This is a genomic window from Pseudomonas fluorescens (genome assembly GCF_003732425.1).
In the GTDB taxonomy this organism is placed as follows: domain Bacteria; phylum Pseudomonadota; class Gammaproteobacteria; order Pseudomonadales; family Pseudomonadaceae; genus Aquipseudomonas; species Aquipseudomonas fluorescens_BE.
The window spans coordinates 166,976-183,505 of the sequence record NZ_MOBX01000016.1; the positions used below are offsets into that span (position 1 = coordinate 166,976).

Sequence of the window (16,530 nt, forward strand, 5' to 3'; positions counted from 1 at the left end):
GAAATGGCGCTGCGAATCGCTTTCGTGGCCGAAGGTGTACGGACGTTCATCCGAAACCTGGCCCTGAGCGTCTTGCCCTTTCAACACGTCCATCGAATCGCGAACCGCGCCATGCCCCACGCAGGTTTCGAGCATTTTCGGATGTCGGTTTTATCGCCACTTACACGTAGGAAAAATCTGTAGACAGCGACGATTTGTCGCAGATCTTATTCTTTGTTGATTGAACGTTCAATCAAAACAAAATAGACTGGCCCTCAATCCGATAAGCGTTATTCGCCCGTCGGAAGGCCTAAGGAGATGTGCAAGATGCCCAAGGTCGGTATGCAACCCATCCGCCGCCAACAACTGATCGAAGCCACATTGCAGGCGGTCGATCAGGTCGGAATGGGGGACGCCAGCATTGCGCTGATCGCCCGTTTGGCCGGTGTCTCGAATGGCATCATCAGTCATTACTTTCAGGACAAGAACGGCCTGATTGCCGCCACGATGCGGTATCTGATGAATGTCCTCAGCGAGAACGTCACCGCGCGCCGTCAGGCGCTGGCAGATGACAGCCCACGGGCGCATCTGCAGGTGATCATCGAAGGCAACTTCGACGCCAGCCAGGTCAATGGCCCGGCAATGAAAACCTGGCTGGCCTTTTGGGCCACCAGCATGCACCAGCCGTCTTTGCACAGGTTGCAGCGGATCAACGATCACCGCTTGTATTCCAACCTGTGCTGCCAGTTCCGCCGTGTGCTGCCGCTCGAAGATGCGCGCAGCGCAGCGCGAGGATTGGCTGCGTTGATTGACGGCTTGTGGTTGCGCGGCGCTTTGTCGGGAGACGCTTTCGACACGGCGCAGGCGCAACAGATCGCTTACGAATACATGGATTTCCAATTGGCCAAGCAGGTGAGCTAGAGCACATAGAAAACGCTCGGCCCCTGAACTGTCACCGATCAGCGATGCCACAGTTACATGGCTCACCCGGTGACCAACGCCAACCACTTATGCACTTGCGAGGACACTATGGCCCGTTTCGAACTGCAAAAACTCTACATCGATGGCGCTTACTCCGACGCCTCCAGCGACGCCACCTTCGAAGCCATCAACCCGGCAAACGGTGAAGTCCTCGCACAAGTACAACGTGCGACCAAAGAAGACGTCGAGCGCGCCGTGGTCAGCGCCGAAAAGGGCCAGAAAATCTGGGCCGCGATGACCGCCATGGAGCGTTCGCGCATCCTGCGTCGCGCCGTCGACATCCTGCGCGAGCGCAACGATGAGCTGGCCGCGCTGGAAACCCTGGACACCGGTAAAGCCTTCTCCGAAACCAAGTACGTCGACATCGTTACCGGCGCTGACGTGCTGGAATACTACGCAGGCCTGGTGCCGGCTATCGAAGGCGAGCAGATCCCGCTGCGTGACACGTCTTTCGTCTACACCCGTCGCGAGCCGCTGGGCGTTGTCGCCGGTATCGGCGCGTGGAACTACCCGATCCAGATCGCCCTGTGGAAATCCGCACCAGCCCTGGCCGCTGGTAACGCGATGATCTTCAAGCCAAGCGAAGTCACCTCGCTGACCACTCTGAAACTGGCCGAGATCTACACCGAAGCCGGCGTTCCAAACGGCGTGTTCAACGTACTGACCGGCAGCGGCCGTGAAGTCGGCACCTGGCTGACCGAGCACCCGCGCATCGAAAAAATCTCTTTCACCGGCGGCACCGACACCGGCAAGAAGGTTATGGCCAGCGCTTCGGCTTCGTCGCTGAAAGACGTGACCATGGAACTGGGCGGCAAGTCCCCGCTGATCATCTGCGACGACGCCGACCTTGATCGCGCTGCCGACACCGCGATGATGGCCAACTTCTACAGCTCCGGCCAGGTCTGCACCAACGGCACTCGCGTGTTCGTGCCGAGCCACCTGAAAGCCGCTTTCGAAGCCAAGATCGTCGAGCGCGTTGCGCGCATCCGCATCGGCAACCCGGAAGACGAAAACACCAACTTCGGCCCGCTGGTCAGCTTCCCGCACATGGAAAGCGTGTTGGGTTACATCGCCAAAGGTAAAGAAGAAGGTGCCCGCGTCCTGTGCGGCGGCGAGCGTCTGACCGACGGCGAATTCGCCAAAGGCGCATTCGTGGCTCCGACCGTGTTCACCGACTGCACCGACGAGATGACCATTGTTCGTGAAGAAATCTTTGGCCCGGTGATGGCGATCCTCTCCTACGAGACCGAAGAAGAAGTGATCCGCCGCGCCAACGACACCGACTTCGGCCTGGCCGCCGGTATCGTCACCAAAGACCTGAACCGCGCCCACCGCGTGATTCATCAACTGGAAGCCGGTATCTGCTGGATCAACGCCTGGGGCGAGTCCGACGCAAAAATGCCGGTCGGCGGTTACAAGCAGTCGGGTGTTGGCCGTGAAAACGGGATCAGCTCGCTGAACAACTTCACCCGCATCAAATCGGTACAGGTCGAGCTGGGCGATTACGTCTCGGTGTTCTGATCTGACGCATATCTGAAGTTGGGGCCCTTGTGGCGAGGGAGCTTGCTCCCGCTGGGCTGCGAAGCGGCCCCAACTGCAGACACTGCGCTCATCCAGACGGAGCACGGTCGCAGGCTTTGCGACTGCTGCGCAGCCGAGCGGGAGCAAGCTCCCTCGCCACAGAAAGTGGCGCCTCGGCGACCTGACCACTATCAAAGAGGGTGCATCTAATGTCCCAAGAATTCGATTACATCATCATCGGTGCCGGCTCGGCCGGTAACACCCTGGCGACCCGTCTGACTGAAGACGAAGGCGTCACCGTCCTGCTGCTCGAAGCCGGCGGCCCGGATTACCGTCTCGACTTCCGCACGCAAATGCCGGCCGCGCTGGCGTTCCCGCTGCAGGGTCGTCGTTACAACTGGGCCTACGAAACCGATCCAGAGCCACACATGGACGGTCGCCGGATGGAATGCGGTCGCGGCAAAGGCCTCGGCGGTTCCTCGCTGATCAACGGCATGTGCTACATCCGCGGTAACGCGATGGACTACGACGGCTGGGCGAAACTGCCAGGTCTGGAAGACTGGTCGTACCTGGACTGCCTGCCGTACTTCCGCAAAGCGGAAACCCGCGACATCGGCCCGAACGACTACCACGGTGGCGAAGGCCCGGTCAGCGTGACCACGCCGAAGGCGGGCAACAACCCGCTGTTCCACGCCATGGTTGAAGCTGGCGTGCAGGCCGGTTACCCGCGCACCGAAGACTTGAACGGCTATCAGCAGGAAGGCTTCGGCCCGATGGACCGCACCGTGACGCCGAACGGCCGTCGTGCATCCACCGCCCGTGGCTACCTCGACGTCGCCAAGAAGCGCTCGACCCTGACCATCGTCACCCACGCCCTGACCGACAAGATTCTGTTTGAAGGCAAGCGTGCGGTCGGCGTGCGTTACCTGGTCGGCGACGCCGAAGAGCGTGTTGAAGCCAAGGCGCGCAAAGAAGTGCTGCTGTGCTCCGGAGCCATCGCTTCGCCGCAGATTCTGCAGCGTTCCGGTGTCGGTCCTGCCGAACTGCTGAAATCCCTCGACATCCCGGTCGTTCACGATCTGCCGGGCGTCGGTGAAAACCTGCAGGATCACCTTGAGCTGTATCTGCAATACGCCTGCACTCAGCCGGTTTCCCTGTACCCGTCGCTGCTCTGGTACAACCAGCCGGCCATCGGTGCCGAGTGGCTGTTCAACGGCACCGGTATCGGCGCCAGCAACCAGTTCGAAGCCGGCGGTTTCATCCGTTCGCGCCCGGAATTCGAATGGCCGAACATCCAGTACCACTTCCTGCCGGTGGCGATTAACTACAACGGCAGCAACGGTGTGAAAGAGCACGGTTTCCAGGCGCACATGGGTTCCATGCGCTCGCCAAGCCGTGGTCGCATCCAGGCCAAGTCGAAAGACCCGCGCCAACACCCGAGCATCCTGTTCAACTACATGGCCACCGAGCAAGACTGGCAGGAATTCCGTGACGGCATCCGCCTGACCCGTGAAATCATGCAACAGCCGGCGCTGGACGCTTTCCGTGGCCGTGAAATCAGCCCGGGCATCGAAGTGCAAACCGATGAGCAGCTGGACAAGTTCATCCGCGAGCACGCCGAAACCGCGTTCCACCCGTCCTGCTCGTGCAAGATGGGCACCGACGAGATGGCCGTAGTGGATGGCGAAGGTCGCGTGCACGGCATGCAGAGCCTGCGTGTGGTCGATGCCTCGATCATGCCGATCATCACCACCGGCAACCTGAACGCGCCGACGATCATGATCGCCGAGAAAATCGCCGACAAGATCCGTGGTCGCAAGCCACTGCCGCGTAGCAATGCTGCCTACTACGTCGCTGGCGGTGCGCCGGTGAAGGGCAAGCCGATGCGTGATATCACCCCGGCTGCTCAGTAAGACTTGGTACCGCATCAAGGCTGATCGCGAGCAGGCTCACTCCTACAAGGATCTCCAGTGAACACAAACTCTGTGGACACTGGAGATTAAGTGTAGGAGTGAGCCTGCTCGCGAAGGGGCCCTCACATTCAGTGCCAATTCCCCCGCTGCACAGTAAATCCTCCTACACCCCCTCTTCACTTGATCCTACCCCCACGCAGGCCTACTCTAGACCTCGCGCAACCGTTTCACCCCCTCCCCGCCGCTGCTCTACCGCTTCCCCCTGACAAGGAGGTTCCCGAATGTTCGATTTCCACCCCCAGCTCAAGCAGCGCTTTGCTGCCTTGCGCACGGGCGCTGAGTTCTTTTCCCTGCGGTATGTACGCGAATCCGGGCAATACCTGTCGGTGCGCAAGAATGTCGCCGAGCCGCCGAGCCTGAGCCGCGACGAAGGCGCGATGCTCACCGTGCGCGTCAACGGCGTTGAGGCCTACGCGGCGACCAACGACCTGTCGCAGCAAGGCCTGCAAGCCGCCCTCGAACGCGCCGAGCAGCAAGCCCGCCGCCTCAAGCCCCACGCCTTGCTCGACCTGCGCGAGCAGCCGGTGTCCAGCGATCGCGCTGATTACTTTTCGCCCAATCTCGAACAAGCCTTCCCGTCCCTGAGCGAATGCTTCGAGCTGCTCGGCGCGGAATCCGCCTCGGTGCCAAAGGATGAGCGCCTGGTGAACTGGCAAGTGAGCATCGGCATCACCCACGTCGAGCAGATTTACCTGAGCAGCGCCGGGGCTGAATTGCGCCAGGCCCAGCGCTTCGTCTACCCGGGCCTCGACGTCACCGCTTACGACGGCAACGACAGCCAGACCCGCAGCCTCGGCCGCGAGAACTTCGGCCAACAGGGCGGCGCTGACGTGATCAGCCGCTGCGGTTTGATCGGCGCCGGCCCGCAAGTCGCCGATCAGGCGCTGCAACTGCTGCTCGCGCCGAACACTCCGCAAGGCCCGCGCGACCTGCTGTTGATGCCGGATCAGATGATGCTGCAGATCCACGAATCCATCGGCCACCCGCTGGAGCTCGACCGCATCCTCGGCGACGAACGCAATTACGCCGGCACCAGTTTCGTCAAAGCCAGCGACTTCGGCAGCCTGCAATACGGCTCCAAACTGCTCAACGTGACGTTCGATCCGGGTATTCCCGAAGAACTCGCCAGCTACGGTCATGACGACGACGGCAGCAAGGCCAGCAAACAATTCCTGATCCGCGATGGCCTGTTGTTGCGCCCGCTGGGCGGTGCGCTGTCGCAGTTCCGCGCCGGTCTCGACGGCGTCGCCAACAGCCGCGCCTGTGGCTGGAACCGCCCGCCGATCGACCGCATGGCCAACCTCAATATCGAGCCGGGCGATCAGCCTCTGAACAAACTGATCGAAGGCATCGAGCACGGCATCCTGATGAGCACCAACCGTTCGTGGTCGATCGACGATGCGCGCAACAAATTCCAGTTCGGCTGTGAATGGGGTCAGTTGATCGAAAACGGTGAACTCAAAGGCGTGGTGAAAAACCCGAACTACCGGGCGATTTCCGCGCACTTCTGGAAAAGCCTGCGCGCCGTCGGCGACGCCAACACCGTCAAGGTGCTGGGCACGCCGAACTGCGGCAAAGGCGAACCGAACCAGGTGATCCGCGTCGGCCACGCTTCGCCGGCCTGCGTATTCAGCAACGTTGATGTGTTTGGGGGAGACGCCTGATGAGCATTTCGAAGAGTCAGTCCGACGCCTTCAAGATCATGGTCAATTGGCTGCGCGACAGCGTGCGCGAGCCGGAACAGTTCACCCTCAGCTACGCCGCCGAATCCTCGGCGTTCGTGCGTTTCAATCACGCCAAGGTGCGTCAGGCCGGGCAAGTGCAGCAGGCCAATATCGTCCTGAAACTGATCAACGACGGTCGTCACGCCGATTTGCAGGTCACGCTGTCCGGTGATCAGGAAGCCGACTTGCAACGGCTTGCCGAAGGCCTGCAACAACTGCGCGAAACCCTGCCGTTGCTGCCGCAGGATCCGTATCTGTTGCTCAATCACAACGGCTGGCAGAGTCAGAACGTGCAGGAACATCCGCTGCCGGACACTGAACAGGTTGTCGATGAAATCTGTGCTGCTGCTGAAGGTCTGGACTTGGTGGGCTTCTACGCGGCCGGCCCGATCAGCCGTGGTTTCGCCAGTTCAGCGGGGGCGTTCGGCTGGCATCAGGCCAACAGCTTCAACTTCGATTTCAGCCTGTTCCACGAGAACGGCGAAGCGGTGAAAGCCAGCTACGCCGGGCATGACTGGAGCAGTGAGGGTTTCGCCAAGCGCTTCGGCCAGGCCCGCGAGCAACTGGAATTTCTCGGTCGTCCGCTGCGCACCTTGGCGCCGGGGCAGTACCGCGCGTACCTGGCACCGGCGGCGCTGGAAGAAATCATGGGCATGCTGAGCTGGGGCGGTTTCTCGGCGCAGTCGATCGCCAGCAAGAGCAGTCCGTTGCAGAAGCTGTATGTCGGCGATCAGGCCTTCAGTCCGCTGCTGTCGCTGGATGAGAAAGTCAGCGAATCGTTGAGCCCGGCGTTTTCCGGCGAAGGTTATCCACGCAGTGATTTGCGCCTGATCGTCGAGGGCAAGGCCGGTGATCAACTGGTCGGCTCGCGCAGTGCTGCCGAATACGGTTTGACCGCCAACGGCGCCGGCGGCGGTGAAATGCCCAGTGCGTTGAACATGGCGGCGGGTGATCTTTCGCAAGCAGAGATCCTCAAGCAGTTGGGCACCGGGCTGTACATCAGCAACCTGTGGTACCTGAACTTCTCGGATCAACCGGCGGCGCGCATGACCGGCATGACTCGGTTTGCGACCTTCTGGGTCGAGAACGGCGAGATCCAGGCGCCGGTCAGCACCATGCGTTTCGACGACAGCGCCTACAGCCTGCTGGGTTCGCAGCTGGAAGCGTTGACCGTCGAGCGTGAGTTGTTGCTGTCGGCGAGTACGTACAGCCAGCGCAATACTTCGTCGGCATTGCTGCCGGGGGCGCTGGTCAGCCGCCTGACCCTTACGTTGTAAGAACAACACGCATCAACTGTGGCGAGGGAGCTTGCTCCCGCTGGGTTGCGCAGCGACCCCAATACCGGACAACACGGTGTTCCAGTAATGCCGCGTTGACCGGATTCACGACGGCTGCGCCGCCGAGCGGGAGCAAGCTCCCTCGCCACAGGGTTTCATGTCAGCACAAGAATCCGGATTAACCACCCCTCAGAGGTTCCATGCCCAACCGCCCGCCTCTCGACGCCATCACCGCACGCTGGTTGCCGTGGGTCGTCGCCATTGCGTTCTTCATGCAGTCCCTCGACGGGACCATCCTCAACACCGCGCTGCCCGCCATGGCTCGCGATCTGGCCGAAGATCCCTTGCGTATGCAGGGCGTGATCATCGCCTACATGCTCACCGTGGCCCTGCTGATCCCGGCCTCGGGCTGGATCGCCGATCGTTTCGGCACCAAGAAAATCTTCTTCGGCGCGATTCTGCTGTTCAGTTTCGGCTCGCTGCTCTGCGCCTTGTCGAGCAGCCTGAGCATGCTGATTGGCGCCCGGGTCATCCAGGGCCTGGGCGGCGCGCTGATGCTGCCGGTCGGGCGACTCGTCGTACTGCGCGCCTATCCGCGATCCGAACTGGTGCGGATCATGGGCTTCATCACCATCCCCGGCCTGCTCGGCCCGCTGATCGGCCCGACCATGGGCGGCTGGATGGTCGAATACCTGACATGGCACTGGATCTTCCTGATCAACCTGCCGGTCGGCGTGATCGGTTGCTACGCGGTGTGGAAATTCATTCCCGACCTGCGCGGCACCGAGCGCACGCGTTTCGATAGTTTGGGTTTCCTGCTGTTCGGCGCGGCGATGATTCTGATCACCATCGCCATGGAAGGCCTTGGCGAGTTGCACTTGCCGCACCTGCGGGTGATGTTGCTGCTGTTCGGCGGCATGGCCTGTCTGGCGGCGTACTGGTTACGCGCCGGGCATATCGAAAACCCGTTGTTCGCACCGTCGCTGTTCAAGACCCGCACCTTTGCCGTCGGCATTCTCGGCAACTTGTTCGCACGTCTGGGCAGCGGTGCCTTGCCGTTTCTGGTGCCGTTGCTGCTGCAAGTGGCGCTGGGCTATTCGCCGTCGCAAGCAGGGATGAGCATGCTGCCACTGGCAGCGGCGGCGATGTTTGCCAAGTGGATGGCGCGACCGCTGATCGAGCGGCTCGGCTATCGCATCGTGCTCACTGGCAACACCTTGGCACTGGGGATCATGCTGGCAAGCATGGGTCTGGTCAGCGAACAGACGCCGTACTGGCTGCTGCTGTGCCTGCTGGCGATTCTCGGCGCGATCAACTCGCTGCAATTCACCGCGATGAACACCGTAACGCTGATCGATCTCGACGACGCCAGCGCCAGCAGCGGCAACAGTTTGCTCTCGGTGGTCGCGCAATTGTCATTGAGTCTGGGGGTGGCGTGCGCCGGTGCGTTGCTCGGTGGCTTTACGGCAGAGATCGGCAACGATGGCGTGGAAACCGTGCTCGGCGCGTTCCAGCTGACCTTCGTTACCGTCGGGATCATGGCGATGCTCGCCGCGACGATCTTCTCGCAACTGTCGAAAGAAGATGGCCGCCGAGCCAAACGCCCGGAAGAACACATCGAACACTAGCGACAACTTTTGTAGAGAGCTTTTGTGGCGAGGGAGCTTGCTCCCGCTGGGACGCGAAGCGTCCCCCTGCTCTTAACCTCAAAAAGCAGGGGACTGCTGCGCAGTCCAGCGGGAGCAAGCTCCCTCGCCACAAGTAAATCCTTCACTTCTGGTTTTAGTCGCTGTTCGTCCAGAACTTTCGAAGAATGTGGCACGGGGCTGCTACACTGCGCGACATTTTGTTTTGCAGGCCAGTCCCGTGACCACCATCGCCACCGCTTTTAATACTCTGCCGCTGTCCGCCGCCATGCTGGCTAACCTCGAATCCCTCGGTTATGCCCAGATGACGCCGATCCAGGCGCAGAGCTTGCCGGTGATCCTCAAGGGGATGGACCTCATCGCTCAGGCCAAGACCGGCAGCGGCAAGACCGCCGCGTTCGGCATCGGCCTGCTCAACCCGATCAACCCGCGCTACTTCGGTTGCCAGGCCCTGGTGATCTGCCCGACACGCGAGCTGGCCGACCAGGTCGCCAAGGAAGTTCGTCGTCTGGCCCGCGCCGAAGACAACATCAAGGTCCTGACCCTGTGCGGCGGCGTGTCGTTCGGCCCGCAAATCGCTTCGCTGGAGCACGGCGCGCACATCATCGTCGGCACTCCGGGTCGTATCCAGCAGCACCTGCGCAAAGGTTCGCTGGTGCTGGATGGCCTGAACACGCTGATCCTCGACGAAGCCGACCGCATGCTCGACATGGGTTTCTACGACGCCATCGAAGACATCATCGTCAAGACCCCGGAGCGTCGTCAGACCCTGCTGTTCTCCGCCACTTACCCGGTGGGCATCAAGCAACTCGCCTCGAAGTTCATGCGTGATCCGCAAACGGTGAAAGCCGAAGCGTTCCACGATGACACGCAGATCGAGCAGCGTTTCTACGAGATCTCCCCGGAAGATCGCATGAGCGCAGTGACCAAAGTCCTGCACCATTTCCGTCCGGCGTCCTGCGTGGCGTTCTGCTTCACCAAGCAGCAGGTTCAGGAAACCGTTGATCACCTGACCGCCAAAGGCATTTCCGCCGTCGGCCTGCACGGCGATCTGGAACAGCGTGACCGCGATCAGGTACTGGCGATGTTCGCTAACCGCAGTACGTCGGTACTGGTCGCCACCGACGTCGCCGCCCGTGGTCTGGACATCGATGCGCTGGACATGGTGATCAACGTCGAACTGGCGCGCGATTCGGAAATCCACATTCACCGCGTTGGCCGTACCGGTCGTGCTGGCGAAAAAGGCATTGCCATCAGCCTCGTTGCTCCGGGCGAAGCGCACCGCGCACAAGCCATCGAACAACTGCAGAAATCGCCGCTGAACTGGGATCAGGTCGATAACCTCAAGTCCCAGGGCCTCGCCCCGCTGCAGCCGCCGATGACCACGCTGTGCATCGGTGCCGGTCGTAAAGACAAAGTGCGTCCGGGCGACATCCTTGGCGCATTGACCGGCGATGCCGGCATTCCGGGTGCACAGGTTGGCAAGATCGCGATTTTCGACTTCCAGGCTTATGTGGCCGTGGACCGCACCGTGGCGATGCAGGCCTTGCAGCGTTTGAACGACGGCAAGATCAAGGGCCGTTCGCTGCGCGTACGCATCCTCTGACCCCCTGTTGATTCACCTGTGGCGAGGGAGCTTGCTCCCGCTGGGCTGCGAAGCGGCCCTAAAACCAGCCAACGCGATTTCCAGGAATACCGCGTTGACTGGGTTTACGACGGCTACGCCGCCGAGCGGGAGCAAGCTCCCTCGCCACAAAAGCCGCCCAGGCTGATTATCGAAAATTGAGGACACCGTTTTGCGCTCTACCGAAGTCGTGATCATTGGCGCTGGCGCCGCTGGGTTGATGTGTGCACTGACCGCCGCCGGGCGCGGGCGTCAGGTCTTGCTGCTCGACCACGCAAACAAGGCCGGCAAGAAAATCCTGATGTCGGGCGGTGGCCGCTGCAATTTCACCAACATGTACACCGAACCGAGCAATTTCCTCTCGCAGAACCCGCACTTCTGCAAATCGGCACTGGCGCGCTATACCCAGTGGGATTTCATCGGCATGGTCGCTAAACACGCCGTGCCGTACCACGAGAAAAAACTCGGCCAGCTGTTCTGCGATAACAAGTCCAGCGACATCCTCGGCATGCTCCTCGACGAGTGCGATCAGGCCGGCGTCGAGCTGCATCTGGACACGTCGATCCAGACGATCGAGAAAGTCGAAAGCGGTTATCTGCTCGACACCACCCTCGGCCAGATCCAGTGCCAGTCACTGGTGATCGCCACGGGCGGTCTGTCGATCCCGACGCTGGGCGCCACCGGTTTCGGTTACCAAGTGGCCAAACAGTTCGGCCATGAACTGCTGCCAACCCGCGCTGGGCTGGTGCCGTTCACCATCACCGATCAGCTCAAGGAGCTCTGCACCGAGTTGTCCGGGACGTCGGTGGATTGCCTGGTCAGCTGCAACGACCAGAGCTTTCGCGAAAACATCCTGTTCACTCACCGTGGCCTCAGCGGCCCGGCGATTCTGCAGATTTCCTCGTTCTGGGAATCTGGCGATACGGTGGAGATCAACCTGCTGCCGGATCACGACGCGGCGAGCTGGTTGCAACAACAAGTGGCCGAGCGCCCGAACAGCGAACTGAAAACCCTGCTCGGTGAAATCTTCACCAAGAAGATGGCCAATTTGCTGGCAGACAACTGGTTTGTGTCCAAGCCGATGAAGCAGTACACCCATGCGGAACTGGCGGAAATCGCCGATAAGCTGGGCAGCTGGAAAGTCGTGCCGGCGGGCACTGAGGGTTATCGCACGGCCGAAGTCACACTCGGTGGCGTTGATACCCGCGAAGTGTCGTCCAAGACCATGGAATCGTTGAAAAGCCCTGGCCTGTACTTCATCGGTGAAGTGCTCGACGTCACCGGGCATCTGGGCGGCTTCAACTTCCAGTGGGCGTGGGCCTCCGGCTACGCTGCCGCCCAATACGCCTGATCCAAAATCAAACGCAATACCCTGTAGGAGCGAGCTTTTGTGGCGAGGGAGCTTGCTCCCGCTGGGCTGCGAAACGGCCCCAAACCATATATAGCGGTTCACTAGATGTAGCGCATTGACCGATTTTACGACTGCTGCGCAGCCGAGCGGGAGCAAGCTCCCTCGCCACAGTCAGCAATATCCTCACTACCTATGCACGTGTAAGGAACACTTTTTGCTGTCAGATGTGATCGGCGCCATTGCGTCGGCGTCATTACTGGCTCAATTTAGCGGCATCGCCTCGGAAGGCCTTCGCACTTCATGTCCTCGACCTCGTTTCGTCAGTCTTTGCGGCGCCTGTGGGCGCTGGATAAATTCAGCTACAGCGTGCGGGTGTTCATCGCCCTGACCGGCAGCATGGCGCTGTGTTGGTATCAGGATGAAATGGGCCTGCTGATCCCGTTGTTCCTCGGCATTATCGCCAGCGCCCTGGCCGAGACCGACGACAGTTGGCAGGGCCGCCTCAACGCCCTCGCCGTAACGCTAGTGTGTTTCAGCATCGCCGCGCTGTCGGTGGAGTTGCTCTTCCCCTACCCCATCGTATTTGCCATTGCCCTGGCGCTGGCCAGCTTCGGCCTGACCATGCTCGGGGCGCTTGGCGAGCGTTACGGGGCGATTGCTTCGGCGACGTTGATTCTGTCCGTATACACAATGATCGGCGTTGATCAGCGCGGTGGCGCGGTCACCGATTTCTGGCACGAACCGATGTTGCTGGTCGCCGGTGCGGCGTGGTACGGCTTGCTATCGGTGTTGTGGCAAGCGATGTTTTCCAACCAGCCAGTGCAGCAGAGTCTGGCGCGGTTGTTCCGCGAACTGGGTTTTTACCTGAAGCTGAAATCGGCACTGTTCGAGCCGATCCGGCAGATGGATGTCGAGGCCCGGCGTCTGGAACTGGCCCAGCAAAACGGCCGCGTGGTGGCAGCGCTGAACAGTGCCAAGGAAATCATTCTGCACCGCGTCGGCAATGGCCGCCCCGGCTCGAAAGTCAGTCGCTACTTGAAGCTGTATTTCCTCGCTCAGGACATCCACGAACGCGCCAGTTCCTCGCACTATCCGTACAACGCACTGGCCGAAGCGTTCTTCCACAGTGACGTGCTGTTCCGCTGCCAACGCCTGTTGCGCCAGCAAGGCAAAGCCTGCCGCGCCTTGGCCGAATCGATCCAGATGCGTCAGCCGTTCATTTACGACGCCAGTTTTGCCGAAGCCCTGAGCGACCTCGACGCCTCCCTCGAACACCTGCGCATCCAGAGCAATCCGGCGTGGCGCGGATTGCTGCGTTCGCTGCGTGCACTGGCAGCGAACCTTGGCACCCTCGACCGTTTGCTCAGCGACGCGAGTAACCCCGACGCCTTGGCCGATGCGACCGACAGCAGCTTGCTCGACCGCTCGCCGCGCAACCTCAAAGACGTTTGGATTCGCCTGCGTACGCAACTGACGCCGACCTCTCTGCTGTTCCGTCATGCCCTGCGCCTGCCATTGGCACTGAGTATCGGTTACGGCATGGTGCATTTGATTCACCCTTCGCAGGGCTACTGGATCATCCTCACCACGCTGTTCGTCTGCCAGCCGAACTACGGCGCAACGCGGCGCAAACTCGGTCAGCGGATCCTTGGCACCGCCATCGGCCTGACCGTGGCGTGGGCGCTGTTCGATCTGTTCCCGAGTCCGCTGGTGCAGTCGTGCTTTGCGATCGCTGCCGGCGTGGTGTTCTTTACCAACCGCACCACCCGCTACACCTTGGCCACCGCCGCGATCACCATCATGGTGCTGTTCTGCTTCAACCAGGTCGGTGACGGTTACGGGCTGTTCCTGCCACGGCTGTTCGATACCTTGCTCGGCAGCCTGATTGCCGGCCTGACGGTGTTCCTGTTCCTGCCGGACTGGCAGGGCCGACGCCTGAACAAAGTGCTGGCCAACACCCTGACCTGCAACAGCATCTACCTGCGCCAGATCATGCAGCAATACGCCGCCGGCAAGAGTGATGACCTCGCCTATCGGCTGGCCCGCCGCAACGCACACAACGCCGATGCGGCGCTGTCGACGACGCTGGCGAACATGCTCATGGAACCGGGGCATTTCCGTAAGGAAGCGGACGTGGGTTTCCGCTTCCTGGTGCTCTCGCACACGTTGTTGAGTTATCTGTCAGGTCTGGGCGCGCACCGCGAGACGCAGTTGCCGCCGGATGTGCGTGAGCATTTGATTGATGGCGCCGGGGTGAAACTGGCAACAAGCATCGACGAAATTGCCCAAGGGCTGGCGAACAAACAGCCGGTGGCGATTCAAAGTGACGAAGAAGAAGCGCTGGCCAACGAGCTGGAGCAAATGCCTGATGAGATTGATGAAGGGCAGCGGCTGGTGCAGACGCAACTGGCGTTGATTTGCCGGCAGTTGGGGCCGTTGCGGACGTTGGCGGCGCACCTGATCAAGGACACCAGTGAGGTCAGCGCTGGCTGACAGAGCGTCATCGCGAGCAGGCTCGCTCCCACACTGGATTTATGCACGACACAGACCCCATGTGGGAGCGAGCCTGCTCGCGAAGAGGCCATCAGACACCCAGCAAATTCAGGATCAGAAACTCACATCCCATGCTGCCTCAACAACTTGTCATAACTGCCATCCGCCTTCATCGCCGCTATCGCCTTGTCAAACCCCGCGACAATCTGCTCATGCTGCGGATTCTTCAGGCTCACCAATATATGCAGGCTGTTCTCACTCAACGGCTTGGGTAAAAACTCCACCGAATTGCGCACCTTGGCGGATTCCCGCGCCAGGTAATACTTCGCCACATACTCATCCTCCAGCGTCAGCTTGACCCGATCCGCCGCGAGCATGCGCACGGCCATGGCGAAGTTGTGCACAGGGACTTTCTGCAACGCCGTATCGGCATCGAACGGCGCCGAGTAGGCGTAGCCGCGCACCACCGCAATTGGATAGGTGTGCAGTTGCTGCAGGTTGGAGTAGTCGAGTGGCGTGTCTTTGCGCTTGAGAAAGCGGATGCGGTTGAGCAGGTATTCCCCGGAAAATTGCCCGAGCTTGGTCCGCTCGTCGTTGTACCAGGCGTTGACCAGCACATCGTAACGGCCCTCACCCACACCAAGCAGCGCCCGTGCCCACGGCACTTGCTCGTAACCGCTGGCGTAACCGGCTCTGGACAGCGCGGTGCTGACAATGTCGGTGGCCAGGCCGCCGTTGACCAGCGTGTCGTCGGTAAAGGGTGGCCAGATATCAAACACCAGCCGCAGTTTCTCCGCTGCGGCGGTCTGAGCCAGCAAGAGCAATCCGATCAAAGCAAAGGCTCGATGCAAACGCGGCATGCTTGAAATCCTTAGCGGGCACATTGCCCAGCATGTTTTCAGCCAAAACCCCAAGGCCCCTTACCGGCAAAACCCAGGCCCTAACATTAGCTCATTGCAGCCAGTGCACAGGGCTCTCCAGCAGATTACACAAAGTCGCCAGGGCTGCGAGAAAGGAATGATGGCATTTTGACCTTTGTCACAGACTCTTACGCCATACAGACATCTTTGGCGTCTGCGCTTAGTATCGGGCGACACGTTCAAGGAATCGGCAAATGACAATCGAATGGGTCTGCAAACATCACAGTGATCTGGGCAAGGAACAGCTGTACGCGCTGTTGAAGCTGCGCTCGGACGTGTTCGTGGTCGAACAGAAGTGCGCCTATCCGGACCTCGACGGTCAGGATCTGGAAGGCGATACCTACCATCTGATGGGGTGGGAGGATGACCAGTTGATGGCGTACCTGCGCCTGCTGGACCCGGAATCCCAGGGCGGCGACGTGGTGATCGGCCGCGTGATTACCGCACCGCAGGGTCGCGGCAAAGGGCTGGGCCACGAATTGATGGAGCAGGCGCTGAAGCAGGCCGAAAAGCATTGGCCGCAAGTGCCGATCTATCTATCGGCGCAGGCGCATTTGCAGGGTTATTACGGCAAGTACGGGTTTGTGGTGGCGGGGGAGGAGTATCTGGAGGATGACATTCCGCATATCGGGATGCGTCGCCCTTAAGTGCCCCTTCGCGAGCAGGCTCGCTCCCACAGGGAAACGCATTCCAACTGTGGGAGCGAGCCTGCTCGCGAAGGCGTCAGCTCAGGCGCTGCAGGACTCAGGGATATTCAAGAACAGCCTTGATCTGCCGCAAATTGCGCTCGATCCACCCGCGATCAATCGCCCCCCACTCGCGAATCCGATAGCGCCCGGCGTGATTACGCGCGCCCTCCTCCTGTTCGAATTCACAGACGATATCCAGATCTGCCAACGCGGCAATCGTGTCCTGCGCCGTGCGCCGGGGCATGCCGGTCACTTCGGTCAGCGTCGGCACACTCGGTGCCAGACCGCTGTCGATCAGGTACGCCACGTACAAGCGGCGGTAGAAACTGCTTTTGGTCTTGCTGACGTCCAT

At 60.8% G+C, this 16,530-nt stretch carries 12 protein-coding genes; 10 read left to right on the top strand and 2 right to left on the bottom strand.

All coding sequences use genetic code 11. The features are described from left to right. Positions 1-306: 306 nt before the first annotated feature. The 9 genes from betI to yccS all read left to right on the top strand — a co-directional run bounded on the left by betI (position 307) and on the right by yccS (position 14,569). Positions 307-900, top strand: a complete 594-nt coding sequence (gene betI / locus BK670_RS26380; RefSeq protein WP_123454186.1) for a transcriptional regulator BetI — start codon at positions 307-309, stop codon at positions 898-900. Positions 901-1,008: 108 nt separating this feature from the next. Next, complete coding sequence (betB, locus tag BK670_RS26385) at positions 1,009-2,481, top strand: betaine-aldehyde dehydrogenase (RefSeq protein ID WP_123454188.1); 1,473 nt, start codon at positions 1,009-1,011, stop codon at positions 2,479-2,481. Between the two features lie 209 nt (positions 2,482-2,690). After that, a complete protein-coding gene (gene betA, locus BK670_RS26390; RefSeq protein WP_123454190.1) occupies positions 2,691-4,394 on the top strand; it encodes a choline dehydrogenase in 1,704 nt (567 codons plus the stop codon). A 281-nt stretch (positions 4,395-4,675) separates the two neighbouring features. After that, a complete protein-coding gene (locus tag BK670_RS26395; protein ID WP_123454192.1) occupies positions 4,676-6,118 on the top strand; it encodes a TldD/PmbA family protein in 1,443 nt (480 codons plus the stop codon). Further along, a complete protein-coding gene (locus BK670_RS26400) occupies positions 6,118-7,455 on the top strand; it encodes a TldD/PmbA family protein (RefSeq protein ID WP_123454194.1) in 1,338 nt (445 codons plus the stop codon). The genes BK670_RS26395 and BK670_RS26400 overlap by 1 nt, the downstream gene beginning before the upstream one ends. A 200-nt stretch (positions 7,456-7,655) precedes the next feature. Further along, positions 7,656-9,083, top strand: coding sequence for a multidrug transporter subunit MdtD (gene mdtD, locus BK670_RS26405; protein WP_123454196.1), 1,428 nt, complete (start codon positions 7,656-7,658; stop codon positions 9,081-9,083). 238 nt (positions 9,084-9,321) lie between these two features. Next, positions 9,322-10,707: an ATP-dependent RNA helicase DbpA gene (gene dbpA, locus BK670_RS26410; protein ID WP_123454198.1), complete on the top strand. Its 1,386-nt coding sequence runs from the start codon at positions 9,322-9,324 to the stop codon at positions 10,705-10,707. Positions 10,708-10,897: 190 nt separating this feature from the next. Beyond that, a complete protein-coding gene (locus BK670_RS26420) occupies positions 10,898-12,076 on the top strand; it encodes a BaiN/RdsA family NAD(P)/FAD-dependent oxidoreductase (protein WP_123454200.1) in 1,179 nt (392 codons plus the stop codon). 300 nt (positions 12,077-12,376) lie between these two features. Then, positions 12,377-14,569, top strand: a complete 2,193-nt coding sequence (gene yccS, locus BK670_RS26430) for a YccS family putative transporter (RefSeq protein WP_123454202.1) — start codon at positions 12,377-12,379, stop codon at positions 14,567-14,569. Between the two features lie 122 nt (positions 14,570-14,691). Here yccS and BK670_RS26435 read toward each other — a convergent pair whose 3' ends face one another. After that, the gene (locus tag BK670_RS26435; protein ID WP_123454204.1) at positions 14,692-15,429 is read right to left on the bottom strand and encodes a substrate-binding periplasmic protein; all 738 of its coding nucleotides are present in this window, start codon (positions 15,427-15,429) and stop codon (positions 14,692-14,694) included. A 254-nt stretch (positions 15,430-15,683) separates the two neighbouring features. Between BK670_RS26435 and BK670_RS26440 the strand changes: the two genes are divergently transcribed. Continuing rightward, a complete protein-coding gene (locus BK670_RS26440; RefSeq protein ID WP_123454206.1) occupies positions 15,684-16,136 on the top strand; it encodes a GNAT family N-acetyltransferase in 453 nt (150 codons plus the stop codon). A 97-nt stretch (positions 16,137-16,233) separates the two neighbouring features. Here BK670_RS26440 and BK670_RS26445 read toward each other — a convergent pair whose 3' ends face one another. Then, positions 16,234-16,530, bottom strand: a complete 297-nt coding sequence (locus BK670_RS26445; RefSeq protein ID WP_007913779.1) for a winged helix-turn-helix domain-containing protein — start codon at positions 16,528-16,530, stop codon at positions 16,234-16,236.

Bases quoted from the DNA above. Each gene is read 5' to 3' on its own strand.
- BK670_RS26435 (WP_123454204.1), bottom strand. From the start codon at position 15,429: ATGCCGCGTTTGCATCGAGCCTTTGCTTTGATCGGATTGCTCTTGCTG.
- betB (WP_123454188.1), top strand. From the start codon at position 1,009: ATGGCCCGTTTCGAACTGCAAAAACTCTACATCGATGGCGCTTACTCC.
- BK670_RS26440 (WP_123454206.1), top strand. From the start codon at position 15,684: ATGACAATCGAATGGGTCTGCAAACATCACAGTGATCTGGGCAAGGAA.
- betI (WP_123454186.1), top strand. From the start codon at position 307: ATGCCCAAGGTCGGTATGCAACCCATCCGCCGCCAACAACTGATCGAA.
- BK670_RS26400 (WP_123454194.1), top strand. From the start codon at position 6,118: ATGAGCATTTCGAAGAGTCAGTCCGACGCCTTCAAGATCATGGTCAAT.
- betA (WP_123454190.1), top strand. From the start codon at position 2,691: ATGTCCCAAGAATTCGATTACATCATCATCGGTGCCGGCTCGGCCGGT.
- yccS (WP_123454202.1), top strand. From the start codon at position 12,377: ATGTCCTCGACCTCGTTTCGTCAGTCTTTGCGGCGCCTGTGGGCGCTG.
- BK670_RS26395 (WP_123454192.1), top strand. From the start codon at position 4,676: ATGTTCGATTTCCACCCCCAGCTCAAGCAGCGCTTTGCTGCCTTGCGC.
- BK670_RS26445 (WP_007913779.1), bottom strand. From the start codon at position 16,530: ATGGACGTCAGCAAGACCAAAAGCAGTTTCTACCGCCGCTTGTACGTG.
- mdtD (WP_123454196.1), top strand. From the start codon at position 7,656: ATGCCCAACCGCCCGCCTCTCGACGCCATCACCGCACGCTGGTTGCCG.